At 53.7% G+C, this 18,517-nt stretch carries 18 protein-coding genes; 16 read left to right on the top strand and 2 right to left on the bottom strand.

What is annotated here, in order from left to right; translation table 11 throughout:
• Positions 1 to 18 precede the first annotated feature (18 nt).
• From tilS to hslO, 5 genes are all read left to right on the top strand, one after another.
• The gene (tilS, locus tag HRQ63_RS25200; RefSeq protein ID WP_172247868.1) at positions 19 to 1,452 is read left to right on the top strand and encodes a tRNA lysidine(34) synthetase TilS; all 1,434 of its coding nucleotides are present in this window, start codon (positions 19 to 21) and stop codon (positions 1,450 to 1,452) included.
• A 71-nt stretch (positions 1,453 to 1,523) separates the two neighbouring features.
• On the top strand, positions 1,524 to 2,063 hold the full coding sequence (gene hpt, locus HRQ63_RS25195; RefSeq protein ID WP_172247867.1) for a hypoxanthine phosphoribosyltransferase: 540 nt from the start codon (positions 1,524 to 1,526) through the stop codon (positions 2,061 to 2,063).
• Between the two features lie 169 nt (positions 2,064 to 2,232).
• On the top strand, positions 2,233 to 4,263 hold the full coding sequence (gene ftsH, locus HRQ63_RS25190) for an ATP-dependent zinc metalloprotease FtsH (RefSeq protein WP_172247866.1): 2,031 nt from the start codon (positions 2,233 to 2,235) through the stop codon (positions 4,261 to 4,263).
• A 202-nt stretch (positions 4,264 to 4,465) separates the two neighbouring features.
• The gene (locus HRQ63_RS25185; protein WP_172247898.1) at positions 4,466 to 5,245 is read left to right on the top strand and encodes a type III pantothenate kinase; all 780 of its coding nucleotides are present in this window, start codon (positions 4,466 to 4,468) and stop codon (positions 5,243 to 5,245) included.
• Between the two features lie 68 nt (positions 5,246 to 5,313).
• Positions 5,314 to 6,237 carry an Hsp33 family molecular chaperone HslO gene (gene hslO / locus HRQ63_RS25180; RefSeq protein WP_172247865.1) on the top strand — a complete coding sequence of 308 codons (924 nt, stop codon included), beginning with the start codon at positions 5,314 to 5,316 and terminating at the stop codon, positions 6,235 to 6,237.
• Positions 6,238 to 6,377: 140 nt separating this feature from the next.
• Here hslO and HRQ63_RS25175 read toward each other — a convergent pair whose 3' ends face one another.
• Positions 6,378 to 6,530, bottom strand: a complete 153-nt coding sequence (locus HRQ63_RS25175; RefSeq protein ID WP_172247864.1) for a hypothetical protein — start codon at positions 6,528 to 6,530, stop codon at positions 6,378 to 6,380.
• Between the two features lie 281 nt (positions 6,531 to 6,811).
• On the opposite strand from HRQ63_RS25175, the gene cysK reads away from it, so the two are divergent.
• The 10 genes from cysK (at position 6,812) to lysS (ending at position 16,637) form a co-directional block, all read left to right on the top strand.
• A complete protein-coding gene (cysK, locus tag HRQ63_RS25170; RefSeq protein WP_037286004.1) occupies positions 6,812 to 7,750 on the top strand; it encodes a cysteine synthase A in 939 nt (312 codons plus the stop codon).
• Between the two features lie 178 nt (positions 7,751 to 7,928).
• Positions 7,929 to 9,563, top strand: coding sequence for an anthranilate synthase component I family protein (locus HRQ63_RS25165; RefSeq protein WP_172247863.1), 1,635 nt, complete (start codon positions 7,929 to 7,931; stop codon positions 9,561 to 9,563).
• Positions 9,560 to 10,147, top strand: a complete 588-nt coding sequence (locus HRQ63_RS25160) for an anthranilate synthase component II (protein ID WP_172247862.1) — start codon at positions 9,560 to 9,562, stop codon at positions 10,145 to 10,147. Before HRQ63_RS25165 ends, HRQ63_RS25160 begins: the two co-directional genes overlap by 4 nt.
• Positions 10,144 to 11,043 (top strand): aminodeoxychorismate lyase, encoded by a 900-nt coding sequence (gene pabC / locus HRQ63_RS25155; RefSeq protein ID WP_172247861.1) that lies wholly within the window; start codon positions 10,144 to 10,146, stop codon positions 11,041 to 11,043. Before HRQ63_RS25160 ends, pabC begins: the two co-directional genes overlap by 4 nt.
• 2 nt (positions 11,044 to 11,045) lie before the next feature.
• The gene (gene folP / locus HRQ63_RS25150; protein WP_172247860.1) at positions 11,046 to 11,912 is read left to right on the top strand and encodes a dihydropteroate synthase; all 867 of its coding nucleotides are present in this window, start codon (positions 11,046 to 11,048) and stop codon (positions 11,910 to 11,912) included.
• A 42-nt stretch (positions 11,913 to 11,954) separates the two neighbouring features.
• Complete coding sequence (gene folB / locus HRQ63_RS25145) at positions 11,955 to 12,326, top strand: dihydroneopterin aldolase (protein WP_172247859.1); 372 nt, start codon at positions 11,955 to 11,957, stop codon at positions 12,324 to 12,326.
• Positions 12,327 to 12,329: 3 nt separating this feature from the next.
• Entirely contained in the window at positions 12,330 to 12,863 is a 534-nt protein-coding gene (gene folK / locus HRQ63_RS25140) for a 2-amino-4-hydroxy-6-hydroxymethyldihydropteridine diphosphokinase (protein ID WP_172247858.1), read from the top strand.
• A gap of 112 nt (positions 12,864 to 12,975) precedes the next feature.
• Positions 12,976 to 13,968 carry a tRNA dihydrouridine synthase DusB gene (dusB, locus tag HRQ63_RS25135; RefSeq protein WP_172247857.1) on the top strand — a complete coding sequence of 331 codons (993 nt, stop codon included), beginning with the start codon at positions 12,976 to 12,978 and terminating at the stop codon, positions 13,966 to 13,968.
• Positions 13,969 to 14,435: 467 nt separating this feature from the next.
• The gene (greA, locus tag HRQ63_RS25130) at positions 14,436 to 14,912 is read left to right on the top strand and encodes a transcription elongation factor GreA (protein ID WP_172247856.1); all 477 of its coding nucleotides are present in this window, start codon (positions 14,436 to 14,438) and stop codon (positions 14,910 to 14,912) included.
• Between the two features lie 213 nt (positions 14,913 to 15,125).
• Positions 15,126 to 16,637: a lysine--tRNA ligase gene (lysS, locus tag HRQ63_RS25125; protein WP_172247855.1), complete on the top strand. Its 1,512-nt coding sequence runs from the start codon at positions 15,126 to 15,128 to the stop codon at positions 16,635 to 16,637.
• Between the two features lie 84 nt (positions 16,638 to 16,721).
• Here lysS and HRQ63_RS25120 read toward each other — a convergent pair whose 3' ends face one another.
• The gene (locus tag HRQ63_RS25120; RefSeq protein WP_172247854.1) at positions 16,722 to 17,321 is read right to left on the bottom strand and encodes a TetR/AcrR family transcriptional regulator; all 600 of its coding nucleotides are present in this window, start codon (positions 17,319 to 17,321) and stop codon (positions 16,722 to 16,724) included.
• Positions 17,322 to 17,421: 100 nt separating this feature from the next.
• On the opposite strand from HRQ63_RS25120, the gene HRQ63_RS25115 reads away from it, so the two are divergent.
• The gene (locus tag HRQ63_RS25115; RefSeq protein ID WP_308809942.1) at positions 17,422 to 17,982 is read left to right on the top strand and encodes a hypothetical protein; all 561 of its coding nucleotides are present in this window, start codon (positions 17,422 to 17,424) and stop codon (positions 17,980 to 17,982) included.
• The last annotated feature ends 535 nt before the right edge of the window (positions 17,983 to 18,517 follow it).

Below are 18,517 nucleotides of genomic sequence, written 5' to 3'. Positions count from 1 at the left end.
AGGAATGGAGGCTTAGCCTTGTTGAAGGATGAACATACATGGTTGCGCGAGATCGAGCAAGAAGCCGAGGAGTACGGCATGTGGGCTGCGGGCGAGACGGTCATTGCAGCCGTATCCGGCGGTCCGGATTCCATGGCCTTGTTACACCTCCTGCACGGTCTGTCGGGCCGACAAGGCTTCAGGTTGGTCTGCGCGCACGTGAATCATGGTTTAAGGCCCGAAGAATCGGCAACCGAGGCTGAGGCAGTTCGCGCCGTCGCGGCCAGCCTTGCGATTCCGTTCGAGCTTGGGGAACCGGACGTGGGCAGCTATAAAAAGCAAGCGAAGCTCGGAACGCAGGCGGCGGCTCGCGAACTCCGATATCGCTTTCTGCGGGAGGTTGCCCGGCGTTATCAAGCCGTGGCCGTGGCGTTGGCCCATCATGCGGACGACCAGGCCGAGACGGTCTTGCTGCATATGCTGCGCGGCAGCGGGACGAGCGGGCTTAGCGGCATGCGCCGCGTTCGACTATGGGAAGGCGTTCGGTTTGTTCGGCCGCTTCTGCGCCTGAACAAGGAAAATTTGATTTCTTTTTGCGAAAGTCATCGTATTGCTTACGTGATCGACAGCAGCAACGCGCATACGGATTATGCCCGAAATCGATTGCGGCTGGAGACGCTTCCGCATCTGGAAAGCTATAACGGAAGGCTTTCGCAAGCGCTGAACCGTCTAGCGGATACATTGGGTCCCGAGGACGATTACTTGCAGGAATTGACCGTGCAGGCGTACGAACGGTCCTGTACGGAGGTTTCCGGAGTCGTTGAGCTTGATGTGACAGGCTTTTCGGCACAGCCCTTCGCTTTACAACGCAGGCTCATTAAATTAATATTAAATTACCTGTCGGAACCGGGAGCGGAGACCGATTTTGCGAAGGTGGACCGGGTCTGCCGACACCTTCTCTCTCCAAGCGATTCGACCTGGACGCTGGATCTCGGATACGGACGGACGTGTACGCGCGAATACGCTCGTGCGTTTTTCCGTCTTGGCAGATCGCGGTCCGGTGTTTTGGAAGCCAAGGAGATCGACAGGGAGTCGGGTATTCGTAAGCTGGATTTCGGAAGTGTTGAACTGACCTTCAGGGAAAGCGGAGAGATTCCTGCCGCTTCGGCGCTTATGCGTTTGAACCGGGAAGAAGTCGTTTTCGATGCGGATCGTCTGCAATACCCGCTGACCGTGCGTTCGCGCCTTCCGGGGGACCGGATCGAGCTTCCGCGCGGAGCCGGCACGAAGAAAGTCAAGGATCTGCTGATCGACGAAAAAGTCGCTCCGTCCGAACGCAGTCTGATTCCGGTTGTATGCGATGCGCAAGGTCGCGTCATTTGGTTGGCGGGATTAAAGCGTTCGAATCATGCTTGGATCGACGGGCAGAGCGAGAAGATTCTATATATTCGGATAGATCGGGCTCTTTGTTGACGGTTTTGGTTTATAAGATAGAAGAAGCTTAAGCTTTAACTCAGATCATAATTACAGGAGGGTCAAGCACGTTGCAAAATGACATTCAAGAAGTACTGATCAGCGAAGAGGAACTTCAGGCCAAGATTAAGGAACTGGGCGAGCTGCTGAGCAGCGAATACGCAGGTAAAGACCCGCTCGTGATTTGCGTGCTCAAAGGCGCATTCATTTTCATGGCCGATCTGGTCAAACGCATCACCGTACCGATCGAACTCGACTTCATGGCGGTATCCAGCTACGGAGCCGCAACTAAGTCTTCCGGCGTCGTCAAGATCATCAAAGATCTGGATACGACGGTGGAAGGACGCGACGTATTGATCGTGGAAGACATTATCGACAGCGGGCTTACGCTCAGCCACCTGATCGAACTGCTGAAGAACCGCAACGCGAAAAGCGTGAAGGTCGTTACGCTGTTCGACAAGCCGTCAGGCCGTTCCGTCAACATGGAAGCGGATTACACGGGCTTCGTTCTGCCGGACGCATTCGTCGTAGGCTACGGCTTGGACTACGCGGAGCACTATCGAAACCTGCCTTACATCGGGGTTCTCAAGCCGGAAATTTACACGAAATAAAAGAACGGCCGGCGTTCGAATTCAGCATTATTCCGAATGGCGGAATGCAAAGCGAAGCAGCGTGTCGGGATCAGATGTTTTTTTCTTCGAAGTCCGCTCCGCATCTGAATTTGTGATGTGTGAACCGACTATGTTAAAATAACTTCAGTGTCTTGAGAGGAGGTTGGGGATGAATCGGTTCATCCGGAATTCTGGCTTTTATTTAATCCTTTTTCTTGTTGTGGTAGGCATCATTCAATTTTTGAACGGCGGTCGGGATACGGCCCAAGCTCCAAGATACGACGAACTGGTGCAGCAGGTTGAAGCGAATAACGTGGAAAATGCCACGTTCCAATTCGAAAACTATGCTTATTTGGTAACCGGTACGTATAAGGCACCGTTGAAGGAAGACGGTCCGACGACGTTCTCGACGTATATTCCATCCACCGAAGCGGTGGTTGACAGTCTGACGAATCAAATGCAAACGAACGGCGTAGAGGTGTCGTGGAAGCCGATGAAGGGACAAAGCATTTGGGTAACCTTGTTCACTTCGTTCATTCCGCTCATTCTGATGTTCGTGTTGTTCTTCTTCCTCTTTAATCAATCTCAGGGCGGCGGCGGCAAAGTGATGAACTTTGGCAAGAGCAAAGCCAAACTGTACAATGAAGAAAAGAAAAAAGTCACCTTCAACGATGTTGCGGGTGCGGACGAAGAGAAGCAGGAACTGGTCGAAGTCGTCGAGTTCCTCAAAGACCCTCGCAAGTTCGCGGCGCTGGGCGCGCGGATTCCTAAGGGCGTGCTGCTCGTGGGTCCTCCGGGTACGGGTAAAACATTGCTTGCCCGTGCGGTAGCCGGCGAAGCGGGCGTAGCCTTCTTCAGCATCTCGGGTTCCGACTTCGTCGAAATGTTCGTCGGCGTCGGCGCTTCGCGCGTGCGCGACTTGTTCGAGAATGCGAAGAAAAATGCGCCTTGTATCATCTTCATCGACGAAATCGACGCCGTCGGACGTCAGCGGGGCGCAGGTCTCGGCGGCGGGCACGACGAGCGCGAGCAAACGCTCAACCAATTGCTCGTCGAGATGGACGGTTTCGGCGAAAATGAAGGCATTATCATCATCGCGGCAACAAACCGCGCGGATATTCTCGACCCGGCCTTGCTGCGTCCGGGACGTTTCGACCGTCAAATTACGGTTGACCGCCCAGACGTGAAAGGACGCGAAGCGGTACTGCACGTTCACGCGCGCAACAAGCCGCTGACGAAGGACGTGCAGCTGGACAAAATCGCGAAGCGCACGACCGGATTCTCCGGCGCGGATCTTCAGAACCTTCTGAACGAAGCGGCATTGATCGCGGCTCGGCGCGACCGCAAAGATATTTCGATGAGCGAAATCGACGAAGCGATCGATCGCGTAATCGTCGGTACGGAGAAGAAGAGCCGGGTGATCAGCGATCGCGAGAAGCGCATCGTGGCTTACCACGAAGCGGGTCATACCATCGTGGGTTACTTCTTGGAACATGCCGATACCGTGCATAAGGTTACGATCATCCCGCGCGGACGCGCAGGCGGATACGTGATCATGATGCCTAAGGAAGATCGGATGCTCGTGACCAAGCAGGAACTGCTTGACCGCGTAACCGGCTTGCTGGGCGGACGCGTATCGGAAGAAATCTTCATCGGCGAAATCGGTACGGGCGCTTATAGCGACTTCCAACAAGCCACAGGTATCGTGCGCAGCATGATCATGGAATACGGAATGAGCGAGAAGCTCGGCCCGATGCAGTTCGGAACCGGTCAAGGTCAGGTCTTCTTGGGCCGCGATCTCGGACACGAGCCGAATTACAGCGACGCCGTAGCTCACGAGATCGATCAGGAAATGCAGCGCTTCGTCAACGAATCGTACGAAAGAGCGCGTCAGATTCTGACCGAACGTGCGAAAGAAGTTCATTTGATCGCCAATACGTTGCTTGAAGTCGAAACGCTGGAACTGGATCAGATCCGCAACCTGATCGAGTACGGTTCGCTCGAAGCGCCGGAAGGCGTAACGAACAAACCGGAAGGCGAAGGTTCCGAGCCGACTGCTGAACCGACATTCGATAGTATCGGGGAATCCAAAGTTCGTTTGGACGAATCCGATCCGGTAGACCTCGGTAAAGACGGCGATATTCCGAACGATCCGTTGAATAAACGCGGCGATTCCGGCGGCGGAACGACACAATCCTAATGAACTGGCCGCTTGGCCCATATTTCGGATACTGATCTTCTTCTCAAGCCAGGTGCACCGTTATGATTAAGCAAGACCGGAAAACGAACCCTCGTTTTCCGGTCTTTTCGTATGCCGGGGAAGAGGCACTAGTGCCCCTTCCCCGGATAATGGTACAATGCAGAAGGCGGTCAAAGTGACCGTGAAGGAGGACAACAACCGCGTGATTCTTGTAGTGGATATCGGGAATACCAATATCGTGCTCGGTATGTACGAGGGCAGTGAGCTGCTGCATCATTTTCGTCTCAGTACCAGTCGGCAGGCGACGAGCGACGAATATGGGGTAATGATTTATAATCTATTTCGTATGTCGGGCGTGGATGCGGATAAGATCGAAGGCGTCATGATCTCTTCGGTCGTACCGCCGATTGTCGGCGTCATCGAGCAGATGTGCCGGAAGTACTTGAAAAAGACACCTCTCATCGTGGGACCCGGTATCAAAACCGGATTAAACCTGCGTTACGAAAATCCGCGGGAGATCGGCGCAGACCGAATCGTCAACGCCGTAGCCGCCGTCGAATTATATGGGGGTCCGCTGGTTGTCGTCGATTTCGGTACAGCAACGACATTTGACTGTGTTGACGCGCAGGGGAATTATTTGGGAGGCGCGATCGTACCCGGGGTCGGCATCTCTACCGAAGCGCTCTATCAGCGCGCATCGAAGCTGCCGAGAATCGAGCTGGAAAAGCCGAAGAAGGTCATTGGACGCAATACGGTTCATGCCATGCAGGCCGGTATTATTTACGGATATGCCGGACAAGTGGACGGAATCGTTAAACGCATACGCAAGGAAATGGATGCCGAGGATCTTAAGGTCGTCGCAACGGGAGGCTTGGCCCCTTTAATTTGTGCGGAGACCGAATCCGTTCGCGAAGTGAATCCCCTGCTTACCCTTGAAGGACTGCGTTTGATTTATGAGCGTAATCGCATCGTCAAAGCATAAATGAAAATCTAGTTGCCGAGCAGCTCCGCGAGACAAGCTGCCGGTAACCGGAACGGAGGAGAATATAGATGGAAAATCTGGAGCATGCGCATAACGACGGTTCGGAGAACACGGAAGAGCGCGATTATTTGGTAAGAGGTACGGCACTTGGAGGTAAGGTTCGCGCTTTTGCCGTACGCAGTACAAAGTTGGTTGAAGAGCTGCGCCGCCGGCATGACACGTTCCCGACCGCTACGGCAGCCCTGGGTCGTACTTTGACTACCGCAACCATGATGGGAGCTATGTTGAAAGGCGAAGAGAAGCTGACCATTCAAGTCAAAGGCAACGGTCCTCTCGGACAGATCGTCGTTGACGCCAATGCAAAAGGCGATGTGCGCGGTTATGTCGATCACCCTCATGTACACCTTCCCAGCAATGCGATGGGCAAGCTGGACGTCGCGGGCGCAGTCGGTACGGAAGGATTCCTGTATGTGATTAAAGACTTGGGTCTCAAAGAACCTTACCGGGGCAGCGTACCGATCGTATCGGGCGAACTGGGCGAAGACTTCACCTATTATTTCGCAGCTTCCGAACAGACGCCTTCCGCAGTCGGAATCGGCGTGCTGGTTGCTCCTGACGGCGCGGTGATCAGCTCGGGCGGATTGATCGTCCAACTGCTTCCGGGCCTGGCGGATGACGAGATCGACGCGATCGAGCGCGCCATTTCGACCCTGCCTCCGGTGTCCGCTTTGATCGATCAGGGCTTGTCTCCGGAAGAAGTGATCAAATGGGTACTCCCGGACGTGCAGATTCAGGAGTCGATGGATGTACAATTCAAATGCGAATGCTCGCGCGAACGCGTCGAACGCACGCTGATCAGTCTGGGATCGGAAGAGATTCAGGCGATTATCGACGAACAGGGCGTGGCGGAAGTGGTTTGCCACTTCTGCAACGAAGCCTACCAATTCGAACGCGAAGACCTTGAGCATATTTTGGAACAGACTCGCGCTTAAAAATATCCGATCAACCCCGCCGCAGCCTATTTTTACGCGGTACGGAGGAAAGTTTGTACGATCATAAATCGAGAACATACAAAAAGACCGTTCCCGGGAAGGAACGGTCTTTTACTATTCCGATCAAACCTATCTTGATTTTAGATCACGGTACTATTGCTGGTCTTGTCCGATTTGCTGCGACCCATCGATTGAATCTGATTCATCAGTTTGCCGCGGGAATCCTTGTTGCGAAGCAGGTAAGCGGCTCCCAGACCGACAGCGACTCCAAGCAGTGTGTTTTTCCGTTTCATGTTGTCGTCCTCCTTTTGCGTACGGATAATTTGGGTTGCGTGAATTTCTTATTGGAAAATTACCCGCTGCTCCCGATTTTAAACGTCTCTAAATAAATCCAAAACGGAATAAAGTTTGAAATACGTCGCTAATCCGGGCTTGCGTTCGTTGACAGCTTGCGTCGGGATTTGCTAAGATAAAGAAAGTTAAAAGCCTACTTTTTCACTCGGATTAAGTCGGCAAAAATATCGAGTGCAAACAAGATGCGTATAAGTTCACCCATTCCGAAGGAGGATTTACCATGGCCAAAGTCGTTAACAGCATTACCGATCTGATCGGAGATACACCGCTTGTCCGACTGAACCGGATCGTACCGGAAGACAGCGCGGAAATCTATGTCAAACTGGAATACCAAAACCCGGGCGCAAGCGTGAAAGACCGGATCGCGATCAGTATGGTGGAAGCTGCGGAGGCAGACGGACGCCTGAAGCCGGGCGGCACGATCATCGAAGCGACCAGCGGCAACACGGGGATCGGCCTGGCCATGGTAGCAGCGGCGAAAGGATACAAATCCGTAATCGTCATGCCGGAAACGATGAGCTTGGAGCGTCGCAACTTGTTGCGTGCCTACGGAGCGGAACTTGTACTGACGCCGGGAGCGGAAGGCATGAACGGCGCAGTACGCAAAGCGGAAGAGCTGCTCAAGGAGAATCCGGATTACTTCATGGCGGAGCAGTTCAAGAATGAAGCGAACGTCAAAATCCACCGCGAGACGACAGGACCCGAGATCGTTGAAGCGATTCAGTCCATCGGCGGTACGTTGGATGCATTCATCGCGGGTATCGGTACGGGCGGTACGATTTCCGGTGCCGGCGAAGTGCTGAAAGCGAGCTTCCCGGAAGTGAAGATATACGCGGTTGAGCCTGCGGCATCCCCGATTCTGGCTGGCGGCAAGCCGGGCCCGCACAAAATTCAAGGGATTGGCGCCAACTTCGTTCCCGATATTTTGAATCAGAAGATCTACGACGAAATTCTGCACGTGGAAAATGACGAAGCGTTCGAGACTGCGCGCAATGTAGCCAAAGAAGAAGGCATTCTGTCGGGTATCTCGTCCGGCGCAGCCGTATTCGCGGCACTCAAAGTAGCGAAGGAACTGGGCAAAGGCAAACGGATCGTCGTGATCGTGCCAAGTAACGGCGAACGCTACCTCAGCACGCCGCTGTACAACTTCGAAGCTTAATTCGTTTTCTGACGAACAGCGTTATACAAAATCGAATGGAAAGCCCCTGATTCGTGCGATTGCATGAGTCGGGGGCTTTCACTTTCCGTTTATGGCTACCGCATCCGGCACCTTCATCGTATAATGAACAAAAATCAAATCGGATCATTTAGCTGATATTCGAAGGAGTGCGGACAGATTGAGCGAGAACCTGACAACTCTTGCACAGTGGGCAGAGTGGAAGGAACAGGGGTATACCCGTTTTCCTTATCTATTGCGTGATCAATTGCAAAGACGGCCGGAGTCCTGGTTGAAGGCCTGGAGCGAAGCTTCTCCGCATGCCTTCGTGCTGGAAAGCGGCAAAGAAGGTCGTTATACGTTTCTGGGACTTGAAGCCGAGTCTGTGCTTCGCGGCCGGGGAGAAGAAGCGGAAGTCACGGATTACGAATATGAACCTCATACATCGGAAGCAGAGAATCAGGGGGCTCCATCCGAATCGGGGTCGTCAAAAAGCAAAGGTGCTCCTCTTGACGTAATTCGCCGGTGGATGGAGCCGCACCGTTCGCCGCGCGTGCCCGATGCACCGAAGTTCTTCGGCGGCGCAGTCGGATATTTGGCGTACGACGTAGCGCGTTCGCTCGAAAAGCTGCCGCTGCTGGCTGATGACGATCTGGCTCGGGCCGGGCTGCCGGATTATGCTTTTATGCGCCTGCGGCAGTTGTGGGTAATCGACCACGAACAGCAGGCGGTATATGCCTGCGTTTCCGTGCCGATCGACGAACTTGCGCAAACGGATTCGGTTTCTCGCGAACAAGAACTTGCTGCTGCTTATGAGCGTGCGACCGCAGAAGCCCGGCATATGCTGGAAAGCTGGCGGAACTTTGAACAGGCGGAGTTGCCTTGGAGCGAGGCTCGACGCGACGATGTGATCGCCGAAGCGGAACGGCATATGTCAGGGCGCAGCGATGTCGACGGCTTCGATACGGCTTTTGGGCAAGAGGCTTTTCAGGACGCCGTGCTTCGCATTCAGGAATATATTCGCAGCGGCGACGTATTTCAGGTCAATCTTTCGCTTCGCAAACAGCGTAAACTTGAAGCTTCGCCCGAGCAAGTCTATGAATGGATGCGCATCGTGAACCCTTCGCCGTACATGGGATTTCTTCGCTTCCCGGATTTCCAACTGGTGTCGGGATCTCCCGAACTGCTCGTTCGATTGGAAAACGGTCGATTGGCAGCTCGGCCGATAGCGGGGACAAGACGAAGAGGGGCTAACGGCGAAGAAGATCGGCGCATGGCCGAAGAACTTAGCGGCAGCGAAAAGGAACGGGCCGAACATATCATGCTTGTCGATCTGCAGCGCAATGATCTGGGGCGCGTAGCGGCTTACGGTTCCGTTCACGTGCCGGAGCTGATGACGATTGAGCGTTACGCCCACGTGATGCATTTGGTGTCCCAGGTCGAAGCGGATCTGGCACCGGGCAAAACGGCGTACGACGTCATCGCCGGAGTCTTCCCCGGCGGAACGATCACGGGAGCGCCGAAAGTGCGCACCATGCAGATCGTCGAAGAACTGGAACCGGTCCGACGCGGACCCTATACCGGTTCGATGGGTTGGATTGACTATGCAGGCAATATGGAATTAAATATTATTATTCGTACACTCGTCGTTCAAGGCGGCGTGGGTCATATGCAGGCCGGAGCGGGGATCGTGATCGACTCCGAGCCGTATCGGGAATATCGGGAGTGTCATAACAAGGCAAGATCCGTAGGTCGTGCCGTCTGGTGTGCGGAACGTGCGGCGGCTGATGCTGACGAGGGAGGGGGAGTACATTGATTCTGGTCATCGACAACTATGATTCCTTCACTTATAACCTTGTGCAGTACTTGGGCGAACTTGGCGAGAAGGTGACGGTGCGGCGCAACGACGAGATTGATCTCGACGGTATCCGAGAGCTTGCTCCGGATCGCCTTTTGCTGTCGCCGGGTCCTTGCACGCCGAATGAGGCCGGCATCACGCTTGAGGTCATTGAGGCGTTCAAAGGAGAAATTCCGATTCTCGGCGTATGTCTCGGCCATCAGGCGATCGGGCAGGCATTCGGAGGAAAGGTCATTCGGGCCGAGCGATTGATGCACGGCAAGACATCTCCTGTGCTCCATAACGGTACGTCCGTTTTCGAAGAGCTTCCTTCGCCGCTGACCGCGGCGAGATACCATTCGTTGATCGTGGAGCGGACGAGCCTGCCGGACTGCCTGGAGATCACGGCTTGGACGGCGGAAGGCGAGATTATGGGACTGCGCCATCGCGAATATGCGATCGAAGGCGTTCAGTTCCACCCGGAATCGATCGTTACCGAACACGGACACCGGATGCTTGCCCGCTTTTTAGGCCGTGAACGTTTGGCAGGCGCATCGTCATGAGCAAAGGCGCGAACCTGATCGGCCTAAATGGCCGGATCGTCGAAGCCGCGTCTGCGTCCGTCTCGGTGATGGATCACGGACTGATGTACGGCATGGGGCTATTCGAGACTTTTCGCACCTATAACGGCAAGCCCTTTCTGCTGCAACGCCATTTGGAGCGGATGGAGCAGGGGGCAGCCGAGCTGGGAATCGCATGGAACATCGACGCCGATGAACTGCATGCCGAGATTGCCTCTCTTTTAAAAGCCAATCAGCTCGCCGAAGCCTATATCCGCTTGACCTACACTGCGGGCGAAGACGAGATGGGCCTGCCGACGGGGCCGCTCTACGAATCGCCGACTCGCATTGTATACATCAAGGAGTTGCCGAAATCGCCGGAATCCTGGTACGCCCAGGGGCGGACTCTTCAGGTGCTTCGTACGCCTCGCAATACGCCGGAAGGGTCGCAGCGATTAAAATCGCTCCATTATATGAACGGCATTCTGGGGCGTCGCGAACTGAGCGGCATTCCCGGCGCGCAAGGCGCGGAAGGGTTGATGCTGACTCGAGAGGGACATATCGCGGAAGGCATTGTCAGCAATCTGTTTTTTGCGAAAAGCGGAAAATTGTACACGCCGACGATCGATACCGGCATCCTGCCCGGCATCACTCGAGCTTTCGTACTGGAGCTTGCCGTCAAAATGGGAATCGAGGCCGAAGAAGGCATCTACACGTTGGAGAATTTAAAACAAGCCGATGAAATCTTCTTGACCGGCTCGGTGCAGGAGATTGTTCCGGTTCGCTTGCTTCGAGAATCAGAGGCTGCGGAAGCGATGATCGGCAAAGGATGCCCGGGCCCACTTACCCTCAAGCTGACCGAGCAGTACCGCCACTATACGAAAGAAACGGGGAATTGAACATGAAGCCTACCCTTCATATCCGCCACTACGCCTGGGGGGACGTTCGTTTGGATCTGGGACGTGCCACTCGCATCATGGGGATTCTGAATACGACACCGGACTCCTTCTCCGACGGAGGCCGCTACGTGAACGCGGAATCGGCCGTGCGGCATGCGCGCGAGATGGTGTTAGCCGGAGCGGACTTGATCGATATCGGGGGAGAGTCCACGCGCCCGGGAGCCGATCCGGTATCGCTGGACGAGGAATTGTCGCGCATTCTGCCCGTAGTCGAAGCGCTGCGTCGCGAGCTGCCCAGCATTCCGTTATCGGTCGATACATACAAAGCCGAGGTCGCGCGTCAGTCGTTGGTTGCGGGCGCGCACATCATCAATGATGTTTGGGGCTGCAAAGCGGACACCCGCATGGCGCAGGTTGCCGCGGATGCAGGTTGTCCGGTCATTCTGACGCATAATCGGCCGGAAACGGATTACGCCGATCTGTATGCGGATGTTGCTTCCGACTTGATGGAGAGTGTCCAAATCGCTCGTGCGGCCGGTGTGCAGGATGCCCATATCATTCTTGACCCCGGAATCGGGTTTGCCAAAAACGGAGCGGAAAATTTGCGTCTGATGACGCAGCTTGACTCACTTGTGGAGCTGGGATTCCCGATGCTGCTCGGCACTTCGCGCAAACGGTTCATCCGGGAAGTGCTGGATCTTCCGGTCAACGACGTTGTCGAAGGTACGGCTGCTACGGTGGCTTTCGGCATTGCCCAGGGCTGTCAGATCGTGCGCGTGCATGATGTAGCTTCCGTTAAGCGTACCGTTGCAATGTGCGACGCCATGTTGTACGCAGAGCCAGGTCGATCCTATACGGCACTCACTTAACGACATTACCATGACTTTTTATGAAAAGGCGGGGTTCACTCTATGGATAAAATGATCATTTCGCGCATGGAATATTACGGACGCCACGGGGTGTTCGAGGAAGAACGCCGATTGGGGCAGCGTTTTTATGTCGGGTTGGAGCTTGAGATGGACCTGTCCGCTGCCGGATTGACGGATGATCTGACTCAGGCGGTTAACTATGCAGAAGTGCATGAGACGGTAAAAGGGGTTGTTGAGGGGGAATCGGTCCAACTGATCGAGGCGCTGGCCGAGCGTATTGCATCCGCCGTATTGCGCACGTATACTAGGGTGGACGCTGCGACGGTACGCGTAACCAAGCCGCATCCGCCGTTCGATATCCATTTCGAAGGCGTGACGGTAGAAATCCGGCGCAGCCGAAAGAGAGACCGGTAGACGATGACAGATACGACGCCGAATTTCACCTCTGAGCGATCAGAGGCTTATATTGCTTTGGGGGCTAACCTGGGTCGCCGCGAAGAGACGCTGCGCGAAGCGCTCCGGATGCTGAATGAACATTCGCAGATCGACGTGGTTCGCGCTTCGGACGTCTATGAGACCGATCCCGTGGGATATGCGGACCAGCCTGCTTTTTTGAATATGGCCGCGGCCCTTCGGACAGCGCTTGCTCCCCATCAACTGCTGGCCGTGATGCAGGACGTGGAGAATCGGCTCGGCCGGGTCCGGGATATCCGCTACGGACCGCGTACGGCGGATCTGGATTTGCTGTGGATGGACGGGCTTTCGATCGAGAGCACGGACCTGACGCTTCCGCACCCGCGGATGCATGAGCGCTTTTTCGTACTGATCCCGCTTGACGACGTCGTGCCGCAGGATGAGCCTTCGGGCTTGCGCAAGCTTGTGGACGATTCGCTAATCGAGCTTGGAGAAGCCTCGGGCATCGTCCGTTTTGGAAGCCCTTTGTTTCTTTAACTCTGCTTGATAACGTTGACTGCGTGCAGGCGGCTGTTTTTCGATGAAAGCATCCGCCATATCTCAAATTTGATTCATTTTATTCTTTTTCTATCTAAGAGGTGATTTCATCATGCTGAAGATTGGCGATATCGAACTGAAAAACCGCGTCGTGCTGGCTCCTATGGCCGGCGTCTGCAACCCCGCTTTCCGCCTGATCGCCAAAGAGTTCGGAACGGGGCTGGTTTGCGCGGAGATGGTCAGCGACAAAGCGATCCTGAACGGCAACAAGCGTACGCGCGAAATGCTGTTCGTCGACGACCGGGAAAAACCGCTCAGCCTGCAAATTTTCGGCGGCGACCGTACGTCGCTCGTCGAAGCGGCGAAAGTCGTCGATCAGGATACCAATGCCGATATCATCGATATCAACATGGGCTGTCCGGTCCCGAAAGTCACCAAATGCGATGCGGGTGCGCGTTGGCTGCTAAACCCGGAAAAAATCTACGAGATGGTGAGCGCCGTTACCGCCGCCGTGCAAAAGCCTGTTACCGTGAAAATGCGGATCGGCTGGGACAGCGAGCATATCTTTATCGAACAAAATGCCAAAGCCGCCGAGGCCGCCGGAGCCAGTGCGATCAGCGTGCACGGGCGTACGCGCGAACAGCTCTACACCGGTACGGCCGATTGGAGTTGGATTAAGCTGGCTAAAGAATCGGTAAACATCCCGGTCATCGGCAACGGCGACGTGAATACTCCGGAAGACGCCAAGCGCATGCTGGACACGACCGGCTGCGACGGAGTCATGATCGGACGCGGCGCGCTGGGCAATCCGTGGATGCTGTACAGCACCATTCATTATCTGGAAACGGGCGAACTGATCGAAGATCCGGCACCGGAAGAAAAGATTCGGATTGCCGTGCTGCATATGGATCGTCTGATCGCGCTTCGGGGGGAACACGTGGCGGTTCGCGAAATGCGCAAACATCTGTCATGGTACCTCAAAGGACTGAAAGGTTCGTCGCGGATCAAAGACTCCATTATGGAAGGCACGACCCGCAGCGAGATGATCGGAGTACTGGATCATTATCTCGCCAACCTGCCGGAACTGGTCGCTGCGGAAGCTTGAATGCTCCCCGTGGAACATCTTTAGGCAAAATTCTCGAACTTTCGACGAAAAGGGCCAGCGAATCCGGTCCTTTTTTGTTGAAATAAAACGGTTACAATCGAGCAAGGAAACGCATTGACTTTTCGTAGTCCTTCCCATATAATTTGTCAGTATAAAATTCGCCTCAGCAACATAAATTCCAAAATGCGGAATATGCACGCTTTGTCTGGATGCGGCATTCGATAGACGCGAATGGTGGTTTGCGTTGACCGATCGGTCAATAGAAGTCACCGACGTTCTTGGAGATATAACGGCTTTGGCCCTGGCTGCCCGTCACTATATTTCTTCATTCGAGAAACGGAACACGTCTATGTCTTTAAGGCGTGATCGTTTCTATTTTGCCGTTGCCGTCTTCAAAGGGATTTCGTAATTAACCGGATGTGAGAGTGCGAAAATCTACTATTCACATGACAGGAGAATCGGTACAGATGAGCGATAAAGAGGTCATTCTCACCCAGGACGGGCTGAAGAAGCTGGAAGACGAGTTGGAAAACCTGAAATCCGTAAAGCGCCGCGAAGTCGCGGAGCGTATTAAAGTCGCAATCGGTTACGGAGATATCAGCGAAAACTCCGAGTACGAAGACGCCAAGAACGAACAAGCCTTCATCGAAGGTCGAATCATTACATTGGAAAAAATGCTGCGCAACGCACGGATTATCAATGCCGACGAAATCGGTACGGATATCGTTAGCGTGGGATCGACCGTATTGGTCAAAGACCTGGAGTTCGGCGACGAGATGGAATACACGATCGTGGGTTCGGCAGAATCCAATCCGCTCGAAAACCGTATTTCCAACGAAAGCCCGGTCGGCAGCGCGCTTCTCGGCAAGTCCAAAGGCGCAAAAGTCGACGTTACCGTTCCGGCAGGCGTTCTTCAATACGAAATTATCGAGATCAAAAAATAATGACGTTTCCGACCGGATGCCGTTTGGCATCTTCGGGTACTCGGCTTCCTGTGACCGTTTGGCTTTTGCCTAAACGGAAGCAGGAAGTTTTTTATTGTAAAAAGTTCCGCAAACGCGGATTTACCCTGCACTCAAGCGGCTTTCGCGGTTGACGAACAAGGCGATTTGGAACGATAATATAGGTTGACGATAAGGACAGGAGCTGAACCCCAAGTGTCTGAAGAAAACACAAACCAAGAAAACCAGGAAATCGAACTGAGCGAACTGCTCAAGGTACGTCGCGAAAAACTGGGCGAATTGACGAAACTGGGCATCGATCCATTCGGCGCCAAGTTTGAACGCAACGAGACAGCAGCAGGTATCATTGCCAAGTACGATACGATCGAAAAAGACGAGCTGGAAGAAAAAGCGATCGAAGTTACATTGGCGGGTCGCATCATGGCCAAGCGTGCTATGGGTAAAGCCAGCTTCGCGCATATTCAAGATCTGACCGGTCGTATTCAATTATATGTACGTAAAGACAGCGTGCCGGAAGAACAGTACGATGCGTTTACCATTCTCGACCTCGGCGACATCGTCGGCGTGCGCGGAACGGTATTCAAGACGAAGACGGGCGAGACGACGATCAAAGTGGCCGAACTGACCGTTCTGACCAAGTCCCTCCAACCGCTCCCGGACAAATACCACGGCCTCAAAGACGTAGAACTGCGTTACCGCCAGCGCTACGTGGACATGATCGTGAACCCGGAAGTGCAGCAAACGTTCATTCTGCGCTCGAAGATCATTCAATCGATGCGCCGTTACCTGGACTCGCTCGGCTATCTCGAAGTCGAGACGCCGACCCTGCACTCCATCGCGGGCGGCGCGGCAGCGCGTCCGTTCGTGACGCATCATAACGCGCTCGACATGGAGCTGTACATGCGGATCGCGATCGAGCTTCACTTGAAGCGTCTGATCGTCGGCGGTCTGGAAAAAGTGTACGAAATCGGCCGCGTATACCGGAACGAAGGCACGTCGACGCGCCACAATCCGGAGTTTACCATGATCGAACTGTACGAAGCGTATGCCGACTACAAGGACATCATGAACCTGGTGGAAAACATGGTCGCTCATATCGCGCAGGAAGTGCTGGGCACGACTACGATCGAGTATCAAGGCCAACAAATCGATCTCAAGCCGGAATGGCGCCGGGTATCGATGGTTGATGCCGTTAAAGAAGTAACAGGCGTAGACTTCGGCGTTCATATGACCGACGAAGAAGCGCACGCATTGGCAAAAGAACACAAAGTTCCGGTCGAGAAGCATATGACGTTCGGTCATATCCTGAACGCCTTCTTCGAACAATTTGTCGAAGAAACGCTGATCCAGCCGACCTTTGTAACGGGCCACCCGCTCGAGATCTCTCCGCTTGCGAAAAAGAACGATCAAGATCCGCGCTTCACGGACCGGTTCGAATTATTCGTCGTGGCGCGCGAGCACGCGAACGCGTTCAGCGAGCTGAACGATCCGATCGATCAACGCGAGCGTTTCGAATCGCAGCTTCAGGAGAAAGAACAAGGCAACGACGAAGCACACGAAATGGACGAGGACTTCATCCGCGCGCTGGAATTCGGCATGCCGCCTACAGGCGGACTGGGTATCGGCATCGACCGCCTGGTGATGCTGCTGACCAATGCGCCGTCGATCCGCGACGTGCTGCTGTTCCCGCATATGCGTAACCTGTAAGGGTTGTGAAACAAAAAAGAGAAGGCGCGATTCGCGCCTTCTCTTTTTTAGTTGTCCTCCTTTCGCAATCCGGTTTGCTAAACTTCAACTTTTCTTTGTGCACAGAGAATCGATATACTCGTCCAGTAGCTTTTCCATGCGCGCGGGCGTCATCCGATCGGGGTAAGTCACTCCGTGCAAAGCAACGCCGTCCACGAAAACCTGCATGCGTTCCGTTTCTTCTTCGATGTTTAAGTTTTTCGGCGCGAATCCGTACTGAACCAGCCCCCGTACGATAAAAAACATCGTATTTCGCAATTCCTCGTACACGCGGTCCGCGTGATCCCGTAAGGATGGTTCCGACAACGATTTTGACACGAACGCGAGCCAAACTTCCATTTCCGGACGGCTTTCTTCATTCAAAGGAACCAGTTCCCGCAAAACGTCTTTGGCTACTTCCGGAATCGGGCGATCGAAAGACAAGGAAGAGACGCGGGCCACGACCCGTTCCGAGACCAGGCTCATGGAAAAAGAAAACAGCTCGGCCTGCGTGGAAAAGTAGTGGCGCATCGACCCCGGAGAGATTCCGGCTTCTTGAGCGACGTTGCGCACCGAAGCGTTTTCGATGCCTGCGCGACGAATCACTCTCCAAGCGGCTTCGGCGACTTTTATTTTTTGTTGTTCATGATCGACTATTTTCGGCATGCTCCAATTATAACACCGGCACACAAAATAGTTTTCTTTTTAATACGACTGTGCTAGTATATTTTTATAACACATTCGTACTAAAAAAGGAGGAGAAAAAATGAATATGATTGGCTGGTTAATCGTGAGTTGCGAAATCGGCTTTTGGGTCATCGTGTTAGCCGGATTGATAACGCGTTACGTATGGAAGAAAAAGAAGGCGGGAGCCATTTTGCTGGCGATGACGCCTGTGGTCGACCTAATCCTGCTCGGTGCGACCGTGATCGATATTCGGCAGGGTACGGAAGCGGGCTTCGTGCACGGACTGGCAGCCGTGTATATCGGAAGCACCGTCGCGTTCGGACATCGGATTATCAAATGGGCGGACGAACGTTTCGCGTACCGTTATGCGAACGGACCACAACCTCTTCAATCGCCAAAGACGGGATACGCCCATGCGGCTGTGCAAAGACGCGGGTGGTATCGGCACTTGCTCGCTTGGACGATCGGCAGCGCTTTGTTGGCCGGAATGATCTGGATGATCGGGGACGCGAGCAAGTCGGAAGCACTGCGGCAGTGGATCTTGCGGTGGGCGTTCGTGTTGGGCATTGATTTCCTGATTAGCTTCAGCTATACGCTTTGGCCCAAAGGGGAGAAAGCAAGAAGTAAGCAGCAGGCTTAATAAAAAGCTGAATCTATAGTAAGAAAACATATAGAAGAAATACGAAAAGATCGAAAGCATAAATTGAACGGCATGCTTCAATCGGGCCGAGAGCAAGAATTCGAAGCGTAAAATAGCAGCTTTAAAGGTCGAAAAGGCACGATTTATCATAATTCTTAATAATTCGATGCCTTTTTTTGAAAAAGTGCTTGCTTTCTGAATATCAGCATGATATATTCTAGGAACGGCCTTGAGAGAGCGCCGGTGCGGTTCGAAAAAGTGAGCGAGTCCAGATGAGATCGAAAAAGAAGCTTCGAAAGAAGCCGAAAAAAAGATTTCAAAAAAGACTTGCAAAACGAAAACGAACATGCTAATATATAAGAGTTGCTGCTGCGAGCGAAACGCTGAGCGACAGAAACGAGAAATACAGTTTGCTCCTTGAAAACTGAACAGTAAGTGAGTCGCGATGATGAAGATCGTCGTGAGAATATAGATTCTTGAGCAATCGAGAATCGCCAACGTTTTAAACGAGCACATGGTGCTTTCTTTTAAAGCG

The organism is Saccharibacillus endophyticus, assembly GCF_013185185.1.
In the GTDB taxonomy this organism is placed as follows: domain Bacteria; phylum Bacillota; class Bacilli; order Paenibacillales; family Paenibacillaceae; genus Saccharibacillus; species Saccharibacillus endophyticus.
The sequence above is the reverse complement of the archived record's forward strand: the minus strand, read 5'-3'. Positions and strand labels throughout refer to the sequence as shown.